Here is an 18,594-nt window from a genome sequence, read left to right as displayed (position 1 = left end):
ACAAAGACATGTATAAGCGTATCTGATAGCAAGGAACTAAATCAAAATGGACAAAACTGTAGCTGACCTTCGTAAGGACTACACCTTGGAAGGTTTGAGCGAACTAGAGGTAGACCTCAATCCTTTTATTCAATTTAAAAAATGGTTCGATCAGGCACTAGCAGCACAACTTCCTGAACCCAATGCCATGACCATTGCCACTGCTACACCAGACGGTAAGCCCTCAGCCAGAATGGTGTTACTCAAAGATTTTGATGAACGGGGCTTTGTCTTATTCACCAACTACAACAGTCACAAAGGACAAGAACTAGCAGAAAATCCCCAGGCGGCTTTAGTCTTCTGGTGGGCAGAACTGGAGCGTCAAGTCCGAATTACGGGGTATGTGGAGAAAGTTTCCGAAACTGAGTCCGACCAATATTTTCACAGTCGCCCTGCCAACAGTCGCCTGGGTGCGTGGGTATCTAATCAAAGCGAGGTGATACAAAGCCGAGAAGTTCTTGAGCGACGCTTGCAGGAGTTTAAAAGCAAATATGAAAATGAGGAGATTCCTCGACCGCCTCATTGGGGAGGTTTACGAGTGATCCCCACAGAAATTGAGTTTTGGCAAGGACGCCCTAGCCGCCTGCACGATCGCTTGCTCTATAGCCGTTTAGATAATAGCACTTGGAATATTCAGCGGTTGTCACCGTGAAGAGGGGGCAGGGGGGCAGGGGAGCAGGGGAGGCAGGGGAGGCAGGGGGAGAATAAAAATTAGCTCTTTACTCTCGGCTCGCTGCCCTCATGCCCAATACCCAAATCAGAACATCTGTTAAATGTCAATACATTACCACTGGGCGATCGCATCTTGAATTGCTGCCTGTGCTTCTGATAGAGATTGGGTACGGGCATCACCGTTCAGGCTGTTAGCGTTAATAAATTGAATATCTGTAAGCCCAATAAAGCCGAAAATCGTCCGCAGGTAGGGTTCTTGGAAGTCATAGGCAATAAAAGGGGATGTTGCGCTAAAGTCACCGCCGCGAGCTGTGATGATAACCGCCTTTTTACCCTTGACTAACCCTTTAAAGCCTTCAGCTTCTATTGCAACAGTCCGATTGATGCGAACAATTTGGTCGATGTAAGCCTTAAAGGTGGAAGGTATATTGAAGTTGTACATTGGCACGCCAAAGACGTAGCGATCGGCTGCCAAAAACTCATCTACTAACTCGTCAGAAATCCTAAGTGCCTCAGTTAATTCTGGGGTATGGGTTTCTGGTGGTGAAAATGCCGCCGCAATCCAAGCTTCATTAACGTGAGGAACTGGGTAATGCCCTAAATCTCGATAGGCGATCGCGTCTTCAGGATGCGCTGCCCTCCAACCACTGACGAATTCCTTAGATAGTTCTCTGGAGTGCGATCGTTCACCACGGGGGCTGGAATCAATATGTAGAATGTTGACCACCAAATATCTCCTGATTAGCTAAGATTTCTGCTTTTACTTTTTTGAGTCTAAATTTCAAAGCATTACATCAGATACTAAAAGTAACTAGTTACTAAAGTAAAGTAGTTACCATAAAGTAACTGTCGCACAATCTTAGCTAAATTATCGATGTCTGTCTCTAAAAATCCTGATGCTTGCCCTGTCAGTATTCTGATGTCCTTACTATCAGGGCCCTGGACAATGTATATACTGTGGGTGTTGTGTAATAGTGGCCCTAGTCGCTTTGGTGCATTGAAGCATCTAGTCGAGGGCATCTCAACCAAAGTTTTAACAGAAAGACTGAGGATGCTTGAGGCAGCAGAAATTATTTATCGCCAGTATGAACCAAGTATTCCACCTCAAGTAACTTACGGTCTCACAGAACGTGGTCAGGAACTCATTGATGTGCTTCATCAACTTAATGCACTTGCTGAACGTTGGTATGGCAGCGAACAACAGGAACATAGCAACACTAATGTTTAAATCTAAATTTTACAAGTCTCATCTCAAAGCTAAGTATTTTTAGGGTTGTTCAAAAATATTGTGACTGTGGGCTTCAAGACAGTTCCATCCACACCGAAAGTTCTTCCATGTCAAACAGAGGAAGTTTTTGAATAGCAGCTTTTTCGAGGCTGTTGTCTTGTGTACTTCCGCGCCAGATTACGCAAATTACGAAGTCCACGATCGCTCCTGCATTACGCAGCGCTTCCGTACTTTTTACAACCTGCCCACCTGTTGTAATAACGTCTTCAATGATACACAAATTTTTCCCTTGAATATTAATCCCTTCTGCTATCTTCTCAGTCCCATATTCTTTTTTTGTCTTCCGAACAAAGACAACTGGTAATCCAACTTCTAATGAGATTGCTGTTGCCAAAGGAACTCCCCCTAATTCCAGCCCTGCTAAAATTTCCGTGCTTGGTGGAATCTTTTTTACCATTTCTTTAGCTAACCGTTTCAGTAACAAAGGATTAGATTCAAACTGGTATTTATCAAAGTAATGGGAAGATACCTGACCAGAACGTAACCTAAACTCGCCTTTCAAGTAAGAAACACGAACAATTTCTTTGGCTAATTCACTTTGACTCATTTTTACAAAAAGCTGGAGGAAGCGTAAAAAAGCCGATGCATTCTCCATCGGCTTAACTGACAATATTCAACAGATGAATATTCTACTGTTCTTGAGCGGTGGCTGCTTTGGCAGGAAACTGAATTCTGGGATCTGGCATGAAATTGTATCTCAAGTAGAATCCTCCCCAGACAAACAGGATAATTAACAACGCACCAATACCAAGGGGACTGGGAAGCCAGAAAACGGTTTCTATGTGGTTTAGCTCACCAGGCTGGAGTTTCCACACTAATCGATTGCCATTTTTTTCTGGCGCGATCGCAGTTTCAGTCAGTTGAATATTTTTGGCTCCCCAAGGAGTTTTTAAGCTAAATTCCAAGTCGAGAATTGAACCAGCATTAGCCAAGACGTTACCTTTGCTGGCAATTAAGGATAGCGATCGCAAATCCAAATCATAAATCAACCGATTTCGGACTATAAGTAAAAAATTGTTCTGCTCCAAGAGGACGTTTGATTCAATTTTCGGCAGTTCTGAATCAGATTTACCCTGCACTGACTCAGAGGGTTGATTCGTATGGGAGTTAAAGAATTCGTTGAACTTCTCTTGCAATTCCCTACCACTGCTAAAAGGAATTGTGACGATGATTTCTTCTTGGGAAACTCGCTGTGTTTTACCCTCAAGTTGACGGGCGCGGCGTTCTATGCTGTTTAACCATTCATACACAGAATCGCCACTAAAACTGGTTAGCCGCTCTCCCAACTTTATATGCTGTACTAGTTCGCCACTATTTGAATTGTCAAAGTTAAGCCCCACATCGTACTTAACACAGCCAGATAGTAGCAGGGATGTTAACACCACTAGCCACAAAATAGGATTTCGGATGGGAAAGACGCGGTTCATTCGATTTCGACCATTCAGTGGTGAGAGAAATTTTATTTTTGTCAACACAAAACTAAATGGTCTGATTAACCAAAAGAAAATCTTTCCGAAAATTGAAGAATTTAATACCATAAATCTCCCAACAAGTCAAACTTTTTAACTAATCTTGACTTCTACTACTGGGTGGCGCAATACGGTTCGGTTAACTTGCTTTATCTCTCGAAGATCCCCCCAACCTTAAGAAGCGGGTCGCCGCAGGCGGGGGGATCTTATCTGAACTATATTGCTGAGTGACGGACGTTCTCCAAGGGTAAGAAAGAACCCCAGCATGGAAATATCCTCCTGTTAGGATTGGCCAGGGGTTCCGGAAAAATTCAACCAAACCAAATACGAGATGGTTAAACCAATGGCAATTAGCGCCACCCAGATAAAGCGATTATCTCTGGTATTGACCTGACTGAGGTCAACGAATTCTGGCTCGGCAGGTTTAGGCTTCTGCTGCACAGAAGATTTAGTAGACTTGGCAGGTACAGAAATTTTGAGTTCATTATCGGGTAGTGCGCCCAAATCGGGAATTTGGGTCATCCATTCGCTGGGTCTTTTCAGCTTTGGCGCTTTTAAGATGTAAAGCATCTGTCGCGCTTGTTTGCTGATTTCAAAATGGGCATGGCGTTTGAGCCTTTCGCAAAGAGCGATCGCATCATCCGTGCGTCCAGCCGCTTCATAAGCTGTCACTAGATGAATTTCTACTTCGCCCCCAAGGCGAGAATTAGGGGCTAACAGGGCGCTGGCCTTTTCTAAATTTTCTACGGCTTCGCGGTATTGCCCATTTTCAAAGGCAACTTTCCCAGCCTGGTAGCGGGTTTTAGCAATTTCTAAACTTTCTACACTCACGGCTTATACACAAATCAGCACTTTTTTAATTTTGCCAATGCCAACAATCTTTTTGGAATCTTTTCAGAAGCTGGCAATCTGAAACTAAATAAACTTCTAAAATTTTAACTAAGTAGGTGCGACTATTTTTTGATTAAAAATTCCGGTATCGAATGCAGGTGAGCAAAATATGTTGAAAATCAAACATTCGCAACTTAATTGGCTCTTAGCAGGCATGACTTTAGCTGTGATGGGTGTAACCATTGCTCCAGCTTCCGCCCAGCGTGTAATCGTGATTGATGGTAGTTATGGAGTCAGGCGTAGCTGCTTTGCAGCTTGTCGTCAGACATCGCCTTCTGTAGGTTCCTTCATTTATGGTAATCCGATTCCCACACCTGGTTATGGAGTCAGGCGTAGCTGCTTTGCAGCTTGTCGTCAGACATCGCCTTCTGTGGGTTCCTTTATTTATGGTAGTCCGATTCCCACACCTATGCCTGTAGACCCAACAACAGGACTAATACCACAACGCAATTATTACCGCGATTATTCCTATCCCCAGTTCAGGCATAACGTGAGAAATTCCACGCTGATTAATCCAACTTTGATTAATCCGACAATTCGGGACTCAACCGTAGTTAATCCGGTGATTATAAATAATTCATGGCGTCGTACACCATTTAGCGGTGGGCGATCGCGTGTTTTCATTACCTATCCGCGTTAGGAGGCAGGAGGCAGGAGGCAGGGGAGCAGGGGGCAGGGGGCAGGGGAAAATAATTTGTAACTGTAATTTGGTGTAAATTAAAATTCGTTTTTTACTCGTGGACGAGTCTTTAATATTCACCTCCCCTACTCCCCCTGCCTCTTTTGCTCTATAAAGTAAACTGCGAACCGAGAATCATTGTCCCGATCCCAACATCTGTAAAGATTTCTAGTAACAGGGCGTGGGGAATGCGACCATCGATGATGTGTGCTGCACGGACTCCTTGAGCAAGCGATCGCACACAACAACTAACTTTAGGAATCATCCCACCGCTGACTATACCATTAGCAATTAACTCGCGGGCTTCGCGAATATCTACTTTCGGAATCAAAGTAGATTGGTCTTTGTAATCTTTTAAAATTCCACTGGTGTCAGTTAGTAAAATTAATTTTTCTGCTCCTAATGCTGCGGCAATTTCTCCAGCTACAGTATCGGCGTTAATGTTATAAGCTTGCCCTGTTTCGTCTGCGGCAACGCTGGACACTACCGGAATATAGCCATTGCTAGCGAGGGTGTCCAAAATCTTGATATTAACGTTGCTGACTTCCCCTACAAAGCCGATGCCTTCTTGACCTTGGGGACGAGCTGTAAATAGATTACCGTCTTTACCGCAAAGTCCTACAGCCAATCCACCAGCTTGGTTAATTAGCGCGACAATTTCTTTGTTAACTCGACCAACTAAAACCATTTCCACCACATCCATTGTGGCGCTATCAGTGACTCGCAGACCATTTTTAAATTGTGGTTCGATGCCCAGCTTATCTAACCAACTGTTAATTTCTGGGCCACCGCCGTGGACTACAATTGGACGCAAGCCCACGCAGGATAAGAATACAATGTCGCGGATAACTTTGTCTTTGAGTGTGCTATCTTTCATCGCTGCGCCACCATATTTGACAACAACAGTGCGACCGGCGAATTGTTGAATATAAGGTAGTGCTTCGCTTAGAACACGCACACGAGTGGCTTCATCTTGCCTGATGTATTCAGAATCGTTGACCGTCATGAGGAGCCTAACAGAGAGAGTTAAAACCTATTTCAGTCAGTGTAGAAGACTTTGTAACTCGTCACAATCTCTGATGCCAAAGTTGAGTATGTTTGTACTGGTATTGAATGAATACAATTTCTGAGCGATGGATGAAGACACAAGAAGAGCGGAAGAAAGAAGAGAACTAAACCGACGTTTTGATACTGGAGATATTGAATTTCTCAATAGATTCTTCACACCCAATACAAGTACTGAAGAATTGCTCAAACGCATTGCTGCTGGAGAAAAAGAGTTTGTTGATATTTCCTTGGATGATCCTAATTTGAGCGGAATCAACTTGGCTGGAGCTAACTTGACTGGTGCTAAATTGTTGGGGGTTAACCTAAGTTATGCCAATATCGAGGGCGCTAATCTGAGTTACGCCTTCTTAGATGGAGCTAACTTGAGTGGTGCCAATCTAGAGGGTGCTAAGGTTGCCAAGGCTTCGGTAGTTGATGCTAACTTGGAAAATGCTAACCTCCGAGGAACTATTGGTTCCTTTGGTCATGCTCATAGGGCTTTCTACCACAATACTATTATGCCCAGTGGTAGGATTTTTGTTGGCCCAGATTGGGTTGAAGGGTAAACAATTCTCCGTTTCTGTGTGGGATCACAGTACCATTTTAGGAAAACTGTCGGCAACCAGTTCGCCGATTCAATACCTTTATTATCGACTCAAACCTCGCGTTGCAAACATAACAGGTATTAGGCGATCGCTCCTTCAAACCTCTAGAATTGAAATCATTCGGCTGAAGCTAGGGAATGAAAATGACCACGCTGCTAATTCAAACTGAAAGCACACCCCTAACGGTAAATTTCCCCTCCCTTGTGCAGATGACAAATGAGCAGTTCTATGAATTCTGCCAAGCTAATGGAGATTTGCGAATTGAGCGTACTGCTAATGGGGAAGTCATCATCATGCCACCAGCTTTTTTAGATACGGGCAACCGTAACTTTAACATTGCTGCACAGCTTGGGTATTGGACTGAACAAGATGGCACTGGTATAGGCTTTGACTCCAGTACAGGTTTTACGCTACCCAATGGAGCAATGCGTTCCCCTGATGCTTCTTGGATTGAACTGGAGCGCTGGAATGCTTTAACAGATTCACAAAAAGCTTCTTTTGCACCAATTTGTCCTGATTTTGTAATTGAACTACGTTCCTCTAGCGTAGGCGTAGCCCGTCGTAGACATCGCTTGATAAAATTACAAGAGAAAATGCAGGAGTACATCGATAACGGTGCATCAATAGGCTGGTTAATCGATCGGCAGAATCGAAAAGTCTACATTTACCGTCCGAATCGAGAAGTTGAAATTTTGGATAATCCCGAAGCAGTTATCGGTAATCCAGAATTACCAGGATTTATCCTACGGATGGGCAAAATTTGGTAACTTGAGTTTTCTTAATGAGAAACTTGTGTTTTGAGAACGCTAGGAATTGCCTCAAGTATTCGCTTGGCAACGTCTTCAGGCATTTCTCCCTCTCGCTCGGTGATGTGCAAATCGGCTTGAGAGTAAAGTGGTGTTCGTTGTTCGAGGAGCGATCGCAATTTACCTTTGGGATCGACATCTTGCAGCAGTGGTCTAGTGGTATCCTGAGCTAAACGGCTGTAAATTATCTCCACTGGTGCATCTAGCCAGACTATCAAACCGTGGTGCAGGTAACCCCAATTTTCTCGCCGCAGTACAATGCCTCCACCGGTTGCGATAGTCAACTTTGTAAAAGCACAAACTTGTGAAAGCACGTCGCTTTCTAACTGGCGAAACCCTGCTTCACCAACTTGTGCAAATAACTGATTAATAGATTTACCTGTTGCTTGGGCAATAATATCATCGGTATCCACAAACCCATAACCCAGTTCCTTTGCCAGTAAGCGCCCTACTGTCGTCTTACCAACGCCCATTATCCCAATTAAGTACAGGTTGACTCCTTGTAATAAGCTGCTCACCAGTTGCTTCGCTCCAATTATGAGTTCTGAGTGCTGAGTCACAGTTTACAATTATAAACTCAACTCATACCTGCGTATTCAAGTGATGTACTAAAAAAGCGATCGGCAATCATCTGAGAATTTTGATTCTGCTTTTTCTCGCAAACGAGTCATACAACTCCAGTTTTTTATTTTGACTAAGTATTCTGCCTAGTTACTCAGCATTTATTCAAAGATAAACTCTAATAGTAGTGTTACTACGGCTTGGGTAAACTTCATTAGCAATTTCCGCAGAACTAGAACCGTAAAGTGAACCTCTGAATAATTTATTTTCAATGGATGATAAGGCTTTTACCTGTGCTGATATCAGATTTACGTATAACTTTTCTAACTCGCAATTGTTTTTAAATTCTACAAATTAATCTTCTATTTGAGTTTAATCAACTGTTGTTATTACTGTTATGAATGTATTTAAAGTAACTTCTGCAATAGATTAACGATTCTTCTGTGAAATTACCATAAATAATAAACGATGAAATTCTCACAAATGTAGTAACTTTCCTCAATTAACTTGGTAGTTGCTGCATAATAATCACTATGCTTAACGAAAAAATTAACATAGCTTGTTTGAAACTTTATCCACACAATTCCTGTCTATTTAAATAATCAGGATTTTTACTCTGGTGGGTAATTTTAAGTATACACATTACTGTGTTTTTAATAGCACAACGTAGTTATTCTAAAAGTTCAGTTATAACAAGCCCTGCTCAATTAAATGTTTGTGATAAAGGTGTAAATGAAGACTTATGTACCGCGATCGCCAAAAAAAACCTTGCAAAGTTGAAGTTTCGGCACAAAGACTACTGCATATTTCACCCCAATAAGCCTGAATGAATAAATATATTATGAATGAGGTGTCAACTATGACTCGAATTCGTGACGTTGTACAAAAAGCTTTAGCAACTGGCTATTTGACAGTGGAAGCTGAAAATCAACTACGACAACTGTTGGCTACCCGGTATGACTTGGAAGATTTTAATGCTTTCATGACTTTGCAGGAAGCTGCCATGACGGGTAAGGTGAAGCAGGAGTCTAGAGAGCAGTGTGGCATCAAGTAGAGACTAACCTGCTACATCTCACCGACGGGGGCGTTTATCATCATCCTCAAAATCATCGTCATCATCAAAAAAATCCCAATCATCATCATCTGCTTGATTGGTAGTCGGCGGCTGATAAGGGGGGATGATTACGCGGTAATCAGCATCGTAAATTGATTCAGTTTTTCCCGCAGCCGTATTTTTTGGCTCGCGGTAGCTGTAGGAGTAAACTGAACCAGACTTAGAAGTACTTTTCGCTTCTGATTGACGTTCGTAAGTTGTTGAGTCTCTAGACTGTTGAGCTTGAGGATTAGGGCTTGGCGCTTCCTCTGACTTTTCATCAAAGTTCCAATCATCATCTCTACTGCTATTTGTCTCCCAATCATCAAATACATCACCGCTAGGCTCTTCTTTTCTACTAGCTGGTGGTGGAGAACTGGCAGGGCGAGATGTAGGTTCTTCTCTTTGGGTTGCCTTCGCACGAGGCGAAGTTGCGCTTCGGCGGTCAGGACTTTGGCGTTGTCCTCCCACAAAATAATTGGATAAGTTAAACAAGGTGGCAATCAATATAGACGTGAAAGCACCAGTGGCAGTACTGAACAAAATCCATATCGCTAGTGGTAATGGTTGAGTTCGCACGCCCAAAAATACTAGCGATAGGGTAGGTGACCAATTTTGGACTAACAACAGCGTTAGTCCTCCTAATACCGCCACCAATAGAATTAAGCGAATTACAGCCATAGCAATTTTGTCAGTTGTCAGTGGTCAGTTGTCAGTGGTCAGTGGTCAGTGGTCAGTCTGATTACTCTTTACTAATTACTGTTCGCTGACTACTGACACTATCAGCCATCTCTATCATTACCCTTTTCGGACTATTGTGGATTTACGATAAATCCGCTGAGGGAGTTAGCGACGACCTTGCCACCGCTGAATTGGGATGCAGTCAATATCTAGTTGATCTAAAGCACGGGCAACTACAAAATCAACTAAATCCTCAATGGTTTGGGGATTGTGATACCAGGCGGGAATAGCGGGGACAATTCTAACTCCAACTTCTGCTAAAGAGGTTAAGTTACGGAGATGAATTAGGCTAAAAGGGGTTTCGCGGGGGACAATCACCAGCTTTCGCCCTTCTTTGAGTTGGACATCCGCCGCCCGTTCTAGTAAATCGGAACTCAAGCCAACCGCTAGCTTTGCCACTGTGCTCATGCTGCATGGAATGACGATCATCCCTAGAGTGGCAAAGGAACCACTGGCAATCCCGGCTCCAACATCACTCCAAGGATGGCAGCGGAGTTTACCCGAAACTTCAACTCCAGCTTGCTCTCGCCAGAATTGTTCTTGCGCGGTTGGTTCTGATGGCATCCGAATTTCCTGTTCTGATTGCCAAACCATGTAAGTTGATTTAGAGGCAACCAATTCAATACTATACTCCGCTTCTAGTAAAAATTTGATCGCGCGAACAGCGTAAATCAGACCAGATGCGCCCGATACGCCTAAAATTAAAGGCTTAGTGTTATTTGACACGTAAGTTTTAGTGTATTTTACTCGTCCTCAGAGTAAGAGTCTAAATCGTCAGGCTCCATGTCATTTGGTAAGTAGAGGTCTGAAAGCTCCTCATTAGAATCATTGCCAGTTAAACCTTTGGCTAGACCATCGCTGCCGACAGTGACCAAATCAATTTGCTGACGGTAGTAATCGACACTTTTAACTTGCACGGCGACGCGATCGCCTAGTCTATAAGAAGCTCGATTTTTGCGACCAAACAGTGCTTGTTGTCTGGCGCGATATTCATACCAATCGTCTTTGAGAGAACTGACGTGTACCAATCCTTCTACCCTTAAAGGCACACCAGGATTACTGCTGGACTCCACCTCAGCCGCGGGTACTTCAATTTCCACAAAGAAACCGTAGGATTGAACCCCGGTAATCACGCCTTGAAATACCTGACCGATGCGTTGCTTCATCAGTTGGGCTTTTTGCAGTCCGGCTAAATCGGCTTCAGCTTCTTGAACTTCTTTTTCTCGGTCGTTGATTTGGACAATTACCCTAGTTAAATCGCTTTGGAGTTCTTGTTGCAATTCTGGGGGTAAAACGTTCCAGTTAATTTCCGAGTGGCTGGAGGAGTGGCGCAGGTTAACGCGTTCTCTCACACGGGTATTGCGGCGATCGCGTCCGTTTTCGAGTAGCGCGTAATACACTCTTTGCATCAGCAAATCTGGGTAACGCCGCAAGGGAGCGCTAAAGTGGACATATTGCGGTAGTGCCAGACCAAAGTGAGATCCTTTGGTGGTGCTGTACGCCGACGGCTTGAGGGTGTCTTGCAACAAGTAAGTAAGAACTTGCTCGGAGGGAGATTCCGCAAAAGCTGTGGTCAAATGTTGATAATCTAAGGGTTGGATATCTACTTCTGGATCTAGGGTGAGGTCAACGCCTAAATTGACAGCCAATTTCAGCATTTCTTGGACATCTTCAACATCGGGCGTACCTTGGACTCGCCAAATAGCAGGAACACCAAGGGCATTTAAATGAGTCGCTACCAGTTGATTAACTAACAGTACCAACTCCGTGAGTAGCGATCGCACTGGTAAATCATTCACCACCACAGCGCCGAGAATCCCCTCATCATAGTAGGCGTTTTGACTGGGCGGCAGATTTAACTGGAGGCTACCACGAGTCAACCTTACTTGTTTCACAGCTGTTTGCAAGGCTTGGAGGTCTTGCAGTATTTGGGAAACCTGCGATGATTTATCTTGAGCTTCACCTGTGAGAATTGCTTGGGCTTGTTCAGTAGTTAGTGCAGTCTCGACGTTGATTACACTGGGTTGAATTTCCCATTCCAACACTTGCCCAGATTGGGGATCGATGGTAATTAAAAAAGAGATGGTTAAGCGATCGCTCCCAGGTATTAAAGAACAGCGTTCTACCACAACTGGGGGCAAAATTGGCAGTACTAATTCTCCCAGATACACTGATTTGCCCCGTTTGAGTGCTTCTCTATCTAGGGCTTCGTCAGGTTGGACATAGTGAGAAACATCGGTGATATGAACGCCCAAAAGCCAATTTCCGGCTAAGTTTTTTTCTAAACTAAAAGCGTTTTCTATAACTTTGGTATCGCCATTTACCCCTTCAATGGTGAGAGTAAACAAATTACGTAAATCCAGCCGATTTTTCAGGTCTGCTTTGAGCAGCTTTTTGGGCAACTTGGCGGCTGCTTCTAGGACATTATCTGGAAAAGTCCGGGAAAGGTCGTGTTTGCACGTAACTAAATCTATATCAGCAGCAGCTTCGGCATCGCTACCGAGGACTTGCACCACTCGACCAAGGGGAGGATATTGTGCTAGCGGGTAACGCAAGACTTCCACATGAACAAGATGATCGATCGCTTCTTCCAACTTCGCCCCGTTAGGTTGAATCTTCAGTTCAAACAGCAATCGATCGTCTAAAGGCACAGCCCGGAAACCAGCTTCCACCTGCTTAATTCGTGCCAGTAACGTGTGGTTGGAACGTTCTAGAATTAGCTTTACCTCACCTTCGGGAGAGCGACGGCGACTGCCTTCTTTGAGAACTCTAACCAAAACGCGATCGCCATTCCAAGCATTACTCAGATGACTTTCGCGGATGTAAATATCCTCAGCTCCTTCCACATCTTGAATAGCAAAGCAAAAACCTTTACTAGAACAACGGAGTTTTGCCTCGATGATTCCCTCTTCTGAGACACGGCGGTACTTGCCCCGTTCTTTCACTAAAATACCGATTTTTTCGAGAACATCTAAGGCAATGTGAAGTTTTTGTAAACTTTTTTCATCTTCACAGCCAAGTTTCTTTTCTAAAACCTTCCGAGCTACCAATTTATCATCGGTGAAATTGGCAAGGAGTGTAGCGATTGAAAATTCCATGCAGTGAACCGACCTTTGGTCAAAACATCATTTTTTGTTTAATCTGGTTCTTTTCTGTATACCCTCACGGCTTACAGAAACAAGCTGGAAACGAATTGCCCTGAGACAAGGCTTCCCAAGTTCCAAGGAAAGGAAGCCGACCCAACAAGAGCAGAAAACTACTCCCGCAGTTCCGAGCAAAGGAAGCCGACCCACGGACAGCTCTGGGCGTCTACGAACTTCTCACTGCACGATGCCTCTCAGAGTTCGCCTGCGTTCAAGTCTCTTCACCTAACCAAACTATAAGATTACACGCCTGATTAGGATTTAGCCCCGCTAGGTAATTACGCGACGGGTTTTTGAGAAGCTGGGTTTAGAGAATCCATACTGCCCAAAAGCGCTATGCAGGGGAGCCACTGCCATCTTGGGCTTTCCCCAAGTGGAGCAAGTGGCGTGGAAACTACAGGTGTTTGATTGTCTAGAGTGAAGGTAATTTTACGACATTAGACTCTGATTTTTAACTAGGCAAAACTGCCGATGAACCCAATTTTCCCACATGTAGAATCGGTAACAATTAGGTGAGCAGGTTAATAAGCAGTGAGGGCGAACCTTATCTCCATTATTGTAGATTTAGAGCGCACTTCCAGAAAATACTTCTAGATATCGTGTTGGGTAATCAGTATAGCATTGCAGGCAAGACTACCCAGACAAGTTAGCACTAGCCAAAAATTTCGTCAAAAAAGAGCTACTGCTACAATTGGGACACGAGGCAAAGCAAGAACATCACCTTGAGAACACAGAGCAGAGGATTATACCTGCTCATCGCCTGCCAAGAAACTGATTACACATAGTAAGTAAGCAATTAAAAATAAAAAAATGCAATATTGGCAAGCATCCTGAGTATCGAGTGGATGTAAATTAAAGTAAGGGCAGCTTACATCGCTTGAGCATCCAGGCAGTATCGACCCTGTTATTAAAAAGATTTAGATTGGTAGCAGTATTATGTTGGCTCAATTCCAGAGCTTGTATCCCAAAGGCAGTCTGATTTCTGAATTAGTGCAAATTTTTCAAGGAAAATATATTGTCCGGGCAAGCGTGCAAATAGAAGGCGTAACCCGTGCTACGGGTATGGCAGCAGCAGAAACAGTAGAAGTAGCAGAAGACCAAGCCAGAAACAGGGCGCTGATAGTTTTGGGTATTACAAACGCGCCACCAGAATCAGTGGCGTTGCCCTCAAATCCAATTCCTCCAGCGCAGCTAAACCCTTCCGTGAATACCAAAGGTGGATTAGATGAGTCTGCTGCCTATTCTTCTGCAAAGGATAAGGATTTTGTTGGTAGTCAGTGGCCAGCGGTCAGCGACAAAGAAATATCTATACCGCCCTCTAGAGTACGAAACCTCAAACCAGAAGTGGTAACAAGCAGTAACGAACAGTACGGTTACAGCAATGCTGCGCCCCTACCAAACGATACCTATAGTCAGGATTTAGGTCAAAACTTTCCTGTAACTGCCAATCGGGAGCTAGAATTCGATCCTCCAGTTGAAAACTTGGAAATAACCTTTGATAACCAGGTGGAAAATCAAACCTTTCCAGGAATTTCTGCCAATAATGTCACACCATTTACACCTCGGACTTACAGCCCTCAAGAGAATGTCGCTACCCCATCAGTGACAGGAAAGAGAAAGAAAAAAGCCGAACCGGTGGATTTATCGGATGTAATTGCTCAAACAGATGTCGAACTTCAGCGTTTAGGCTGGACACCAGACCAGGGACGAGAGCATCTGATTAAAACCTACGGCAAGCGAGGGCGCACTTTGCTGACTGAAGAAGAATTACACGGATTCCTCAAATTCCTCCAATCTGAGCCAGACCCAATAGCGGGATTTTGATTAGTCATTTGTCATTAGTCATTAGTCATTAGTAAGGACTAATGACTAATAACGTAGGCTGTTGAAACTGTGACGAAGTTATGGAACCTGTAAATTTTGCTGAAGTAATTGCTCAAATAGATGTCGAAACAGAGCGATTAGGCTGGACAACAGAGCAGAGACGGGAACATCTCAAAAAAACTTATGGGAAGCGATCGCATCATTTGCTGGTATATAAAGAACTGTTGGACTTTCTCCAATACCTTATATCTCAACCGACACCAACATTACACGAAATTCTGATTGCCAAAATTAATGTCGAAACGGAGCGATTAGGCTGGACAACAGAGCAGGGACGGGAACATGTCATAAAAAATTATGGGAAGCGATCGCGTACTTTGCTGACAGAAGTACAATTACTAGACTTCCTCCAATACCTTGTATCTCAACCATTACCAACATTAGACGAAGTTCTGATTGCCAAAATTAATGTTGAAATGCAGCGATTAGGCTGGACAACAAAGCAGGGAAGGGAACATGTCACAAAAAATTATGGGAAGCGATCGCGTTTTTTGCTAACCGATGAGCAATTGCATGAATTCCTCCAATACCTTGAATCTCAACCATTAGATGAAGTTGTGACTGCCAAAATTAATGTTGACATCGAACAGTTATGTTGGACACAACAGCAGGGGCAAATTAATACTGAAATCGAACAGTTATGTTGGATGGAAGAGGAAGAACAGAAGTATGTCATAACAACTTCTAGCAAGCAAAGTAAGAATTTGCCTAACGGTTACAGCAATGCTGCGTCCCTACCAAGCGATACCTATAGTCAGGATTTAGGTCAAAACTCTCCTGTGACTGCTAATCGGGAGCTAGAATTCGATCCTCCAGTTGAAAACTTGGAAATAACCTTTGATAACCAGGTGGAGAATCAAACCTTTCCAGGAATTTCTGCCAATAATGTCACACCATTTACACCTCGGACTTACAGCCCTCAAGAGAATGTCTCTACCCCATCAGTGACAGGAAAGAGAAAGAAGAAAGCCGAACCGGTGGATTTATCGGATGTAATTGCTCAAACAGATGTCGAACTTCAGCGTTTAGGCTGGACACCAGAACAGGGACGCGAGCATTTAATTGAAACCTACGGTAAGCGCGGGCGGACTTTGCTGACTGAAGAAGAATTACACGAATTCCTCAAATACTTACAATCTCAGCCAGACCCAATAGCGGGATTTTGATTAGTCATTTGTCATTCGTCATTTGTAATTAAGACTTACGCACACTCTACGAATTCTCGGCGCTCTTCTCTTCGATACGTTGCGCGTTGGCGGAAGCCTCTCACAGAGAAGGCGGTTCGATAAAATAAGCTTTTTAGCAATTGCATAACTTCTAGTAATAACTAATATGAAGTTGCCAAGGATAGTATTATTTGAGCGGAAATAAAAACTGTCATTGACTATGCCTAGTGTGCGAATTGAAATTGTACCGCACCTGAGCTATCCAGAATTGACTCGTCTAGAACTTATGCATTGACTAGACAATTAGTGAGTTAGGGTTAACGAGAGAAAAATACCCTCTTGAGTTGAGAAAGATCAAAAGCGCGATCGCACTTTTGATCGGCGAGTTTACAGAATTGACTACACCCGTGCATCTACACTGACTTGATACTGAACTTTGTTTGAGCTAAACTGTCTGCTCCGGATAATGATGAAGTAATTTCCTGCGGCTAGATTCTGGCGTGTAATTTGGTGGGAAAATGAGTTGCGACTTTGGCCAATCACTTCGCCTTGATTGGCATCAATTTGACCATTGTTGTTTGAATCCCTAACTAATAATAAATCTGTCCGTCCTCCGTTCGGGGCAACGCCTTCGAGTATTAAACGTAAGTTAGAGCGCCCCGTGAGTAGCACTTTTCTAAAGTCTTCTAAGTCATCGGTGGCGGTCACATCGCCTTTAATCTGAAGAAATCCTTGACCACTATTCAAATTCCCGTCAAAATCCGCTGCAAAAATGCTATTGTCGTTATCGGGTGTTGCAAAAGCTGGGGAAACCAATCCACAAGTCAATAAAGTTAGCACGGTTAGCTTGAGGCTCGATTTGAAGCAATTCATGATGTTTCTTCCTGAAGATAAATGATTGATTTTTGGTATTACACACTCTACAAAATGACTTGGTGTCTTTGTAACTTAAATCTAAATTAAGCTTTTAATAAAAAAAATACAGTCTGAAAAAGACTTTAATAGTATGAAGTTGAAAATAAAATTCAAAATGCTTGGTATTATTTAGTCATAAAAAGTTTGTTTTGATAACATTGCTCTACTCCAGCAAACTAGTTTTGAAGCTATCCAGTTTTGAAATCAAATAACCCCTCTTCAGTTATGAAAAGGGGTTATTTTTGGGGTTTAAGGAAATTAAAAGTGGTAAATCACCATTTACCAATCGCGACTATTAATTAAGAACAGCAACTGCTGGGCGGCTACCAGCAGCGTGACGATCGATCACTTGGTCAATCAAGCCGTATTCCCTGGCTTCCTCTGGTGACATGAAAAAGTCACGTTCAGTATCTTCAGCAATCCGCTCAATTGGTTGACCTGTATGTTCAGCTAAATAGTCATTTAGCCGCCGTTTGTGGTATAGAATTTCCCGCGCCTGAATTTCAATATCAGTCGCCTGTCCTTGAGCGCCGCCTAGAGGTTGATGAATCATAATCCGAGAATGGGGTAGACTCATCCGCTTACCCTTAGCACCAGCACTGAGGAGGAAAGCGCCCATACTCGCCGCCAATCCGGTACAAATTGTACAGACATCAGGGCGAATGTGTTTCATAGTGTCAAAAATGCCCATACCAGCCGTCACCGAACCACCGGGAGAATTGATGTACATATAAATGTCTTTCTCCGAGTCTTCGGCATCCAAATACAGCAGTTGGGCAACAATCAAGTTAGCAATGTTGTTGTCAACTTGTTGTCCCAAAAAGATGATGCGCTCACGTAACAGCCGTGAGTAGATGTCAAAGGCGCGTTCGCCTCGACCCGATTGTTCAATAACGATAGGAATCATGGAAGCGTGTTTGTGGCTACTTTAAATACATTTTATCGGTGACAGCACGAAACTGGGGTTTATCTCTACTGTTCTCAGCCAGATAGAAGTAAATCTTTCCCATTCTGTCTTATCCAACAAGGTAAAAAAAGGTTCTTTTGTAATAGATTCAACCTCTAAGGGCACTTTTTAGTAGCAAAAGCTGTCTAAGAAAATATCCCGGTTTAGGGAAGAACAAATCAAAATACTCCAACTATCGCCAATCTCATGTCTCGGCTTTTGCTGTACAACCTTGGCGATGTGGCGATTAGACCGATAACCGAAATCCGACTTGCTTAGGGAATTCTCTTAATTCTCAGTAACATTTTAAACATTTTTTTAGAATTTCCCTCAGGATTTACCAAGTTATTTTGTTAGATTCAGTAAGTTGATAGTAAAAGGTGTATTTAGAATAACTAGTCCTACTTGAAATGCTATTCACTCAGAGAGAGACGTGCCATGCTGGAAAAACTTGTACAAGCCGCCATCATCACCTTCTTGCTCCATCTGATAGCAGGACTTAGCCCAAATAGTTTAATTCAGACAAAGACAGCATCACCTATGCAACAAACGCCACCAAATATTGTTAGCTTGCTATTGCGGCCTTTTCAATAAAAATGTTTCATAAGTTGCACAGGTGTAAGTAAGTCGGCGCAAATAAACCCAATTA

20 protein-coding genes are annotated in these 18,594 nt (G+C 43.3%); 9 read left to right on the top strand and 11 right to left on the bottom strand.

Annotated elements, in window-relative coordinates; translation table 11 throughout:
* The first annotated feature begins 46 nt into the window (after window positions 1-46).
* On the top strand, window positions 47-691 hold the full coding sequence (gene pdxH, locus V7L01_RS09065; protein ID WP_335033881.1) for a pyridoxamine 5'-phosphate oxidase: 645 nt from the start codon (window positions 47-49) through the stop codon (window positions 689-691).
* A gap of 132 nt (window positions 692-823) precedes the next feature.
* Here pdxH and V7L01_RS09060 read toward each other — a convergent pair whose 3' ends face one another.
* Window positions 824-1,438 carry an FMN-dependent NADH-azoreductase gene (locus V7L01_RS09060; protein ID WP_335033879.1) on the bottom strand — a complete coding sequence of 205 codons (615 nt, stop codon included), beginning with the start codon at window positions 1,436-1,438 and terminating at the stop codon, window positions 824-826.
* Between the two features lie 147 nt (window positions 1,439-1,585).
* On the opposite strand from V7L01_RS09060, the gene V7L01_RS09055 reads away from it, so the two are divergent.
* Complete coding sequence (locus V7L01_RS09055) at window positions 1,586-1,939, top strand: winged helix-turn-helix transcriptional regulator (RefSeq protein WP_335033877.1); 354 nt, start codon at window positions 1,586-1,588, stop codon at window positions 1,937-1,939.
* Window positions 1,940-2,012: 73 nt separating this feature from the next.
* On the opposite strand, the gene pyrE is transcribed toward V7L01_RS09055, so the two are convergent.
* From pyrE to V7L01_RS09040, 3 genes are all read right to left on the bottom strand, one after another.
* Window positions 2,013-2,546, bottom strand: a complete 534-nt coding sequence (gene pyrE, locus V7L01_RS09050) for an orotate phosphoribosyltransferase (RefSeq protein WP_229465813.1) — start codon at window positions 2,544-2,546, stop codon at window positions 2,013-2,015.
* Between the two features lie 82 nt (window positions 2,547-2,628).
* Window positions 2,629-3,537, bottom strand: coding sequence for a DUF3153 domain-containing protein (locus V7L01_RS09045; protein WP_335033874.1), 909 nt, complete (start codon window positions 3,535-3,537; stop codon window positions 2,629-2,631).
* Between the two features lie 213 nt (window positions 3,538-3,750).
* On the bottom strand, window positions 3,751-4,299 hold the full coding sequence (locus tag V7L01_RS09040; protein WP_335033872.1) for a tetratricopeptide repeat protein: 549 nt from the start codon (window positions 4,297-4,299) through the stop codon (window positions 3,751-3,753).
* A gap of 169 nt (window positions 4,300-4,468) precedes the next feature.
* Here V7L01_RS09040 and V7L01_RS09035 point away from each other — a divergent pair, with 169 nt between their 5' ends.
* Complete coding sequence (locus V7L01_RS09035; protein WP_335033870.1) at window positions 4,469-4,999, top strand: hypothetical protein; 531 nt, start codon at window positions 4,469-4,471, stop codon at window positions 4,997-4,999.
* A gap of 148 nt (window positions 5,000-5,147) precedes the next feature.
* Here V7L01_RS09035 and argB read toward each other — a convergent pair whose 3' ends face one another.
* Window positions 5,148-6,044, bottom strand: a complete 897-nt coding sequence (argB, locus tag V7L01_RS09030) for an acetylglutamate kinase (RefSeq protein WP_335033869.1) — start codon at window positions 6,042-6,044, stop codon at window positions 5,148-5,150.
* Between the two features lie 127 nt (window positions 6,045-6,171).
* On the opposite strand from argB, the gene V7L01_RS09025 reads away from it, so the two are divergent.
* Together V7L01_RS09025 and V7L01_RS09020 are read left to right on the top strand one after the other, a co-directional pair.
* Window positions 6,172-6,651, top strand: coding sequence for a pentapeptide repeat-containing protein (locus tag V7L01_RS09025; protein WP_335033866.1), 480 nt, complete (start codon window positions 6,172-6,174; stop codon window positions 6,649-6,651).
* 182 nt (window positions 6,652-6,833) lie between these two features.
* Window positions 6,834-7,457, top strand: coding sequence for a Uma2 family endonuclease (locus V7L01_RS09020; protein ID WP_335034181.1), 624 nt, complete (start codon window positions 6,834-6,836; stop codon window positions 7,455-7,457).
* An 11-nt stretch (window positions 7,458-7,468) separates the two neighbouring features.
* Here V7L01_RS09020 and V7L01_RS09015 read toward each other — a convergent pair whose 3' ends face one another.
* On the bottom strand, window positions 7,469-8,014 hold the full coding sequence (locus tag V7L01_RS09015) for a shikimate kinase (RefSeq protein WP_335034178.1): 546 nt from the start codon (window positions 8,012-8,014) through the stop codon (window positions 7,469-7,471).
* A gap of 902 nt (window positions 8,015-8,916) precedes the next feature.
* Here V7L01_RS09015 and V7L01_RS09010 point away from each other — a divergent pair.
* Window positions 8,917-9,111 carry a hypothetical protein gene (locus V7L01_RS09010; protein WP_335033864.1) on the top strand — a complete coding sequence of 65 codons (195 nt, stop codon included), beginning with the start codon at window positions 8,917-8,919 and terminating at the stop codon, window positions 9,109-9,111.
* Window positions 9,112-9,129: 18 nt separating this feature from the next.
* Here the strand turns inward: V7L01_RS09010 and V7L01_RS09005 are convergent, their stop codons facing one another.
* The 3 genes from V7L01_RS09005 to V7L01_RS08995 all read right to left on the bottom strand — a co-directional run bounded on the left by V7L01_RS09005 (window position 9,130) and on the right by V7L01_RS08995 (window position 12,989).
* Window positions 9,130-9,831: a LapA family protein gene (locus V7L01_RS09005; protein WP_335033862.1), complete on the bottom strand. Its 702-nt coding sequence runs from the start codon at window positions 9,829-9,831 to the stop codon at window positions 9,130-9,132.
* A 165-nt stretch (window positions 9,832-9,996) separates the two neighbouring features.
* Window positions 9,997-10,617 (bottom strand): flavin prenyltransferase UbiX, encoded by a 621-nt coding sequence (locus V7L01_RS09000; RefSeq protein ID WP_335033860.1) that lies wholly within the window; start codon window positions 10,615-10,617, stop codon window positions 9,997-9,999.
* Between the two features lie 17 nt (window positions 10,618-10,634).
* The gene (locus V7L01_RS08995; protein WP_335033858.1) at window positions 10,635-12,989 is read right to left on the bottom strand and encodes a ribonuclease R family protein; all 2,355 of its coding nucleotides are present in this window, start codon (window positions 12,987-12,989) and stop codon (window positions 10,635-10,637) included.
* A 981-nt stretch (window positions 12,990-13,970) separates the two neighbouring features.
* Between V7L01_RS08995 and V7L01_RS08990 the strand changes: the two genes are divergently transcribed.
* Together V7L01_RS08990 and V7L01_RS35415 are read left to right on the top strand one after the other, a co-directional pair.
* Window positions 13,971-14,858 carry a hypothetical protein gene (locus V7L01_RS08990; RefSeq protein WP_335033856.1) on the top strand — a complete coding sequence of 296 codons (888 nt, stop codon included), beginning with the start codon at window positions 13,971-13,973 and terminating at the stop codon, window positions 14,856-14,858.
* Between the two features lie 80 nt (window positions 14,859-14,938).
* Window positions 14,939-16,084, top strand: a complete 1,146-nt coding sequence (locus V7L01_RS35415; protein ID WP_442936959.1) for a hypothetical protein — start codon at window positions 14,939-14,941, stop codon at window positions 16,082-16,084.
* Window positions 16,085-16,483: 399 nt separating this feature from the next.
* Here the strand turns inward: V7L01_RS35415 and V7L01_RS08980 are convergent, their stop codons facing one another.
* Window positions 16,484-16,957 (bottom strand): hypothetical protein, encoded by a 474-nt coding sequence (locus tag V7L01_RS08980; RefSeq protein ID WP_335033854.1) that lies wholly within the window; start codon window positions 16,955-16,957, stop codon window positions 16,484-16,486.
* A gap of 337 nt (window positions 16,958-17,294) precedes the next feature.
* Window positions 17,295-17,906, bottom strand: coding sequence for an ATP-dependent Clp endopeptidase proteolytic subunit ClpP (clpP, locus tag V7L01_RS08975; protein ID WP_196517036.1), 612 nt, complete (start codon window positions 17,904-17,906; stop codon window positions 17,295-17,297).
* A 477-nt stretch (window positions 17,907-18,383) separates the two neighbouring features.
* Between clpP and V7L01_RS08970 the strand changes: the two genes are divergently transcribed.
* Window positions 18,384-18,539 carry a hypothetical protein gene (locus V7L01_RS08970; RefSeq protein ID WP_335033852.1) on the top strand — a complete coding sequence of 52 codons (156 nt, stop codon included), beginning with the start codon at window positions 18,384-18,386 and terminating at the stop codon, window positions 18,537-18,539.
* Window positions 18,540-18,594: the final 55 nt, after the last annotated feature.

It is taken from the genome of Nostoc sp. (genome assembly GCF_036917095.1).
In the GTDB taxonomy this organism is placed as follows: domain Bacteria; phylum Cyanobacteriota; class Cyanobacteriia; order Cyanobacteriales; family Nostocaceae; genus Nostoc.
The sequence above is the reverse complement of the archived record's forward strand: the minus strand, read 5'-3'. Positions and strand labels throughout refer to the sequence as shown.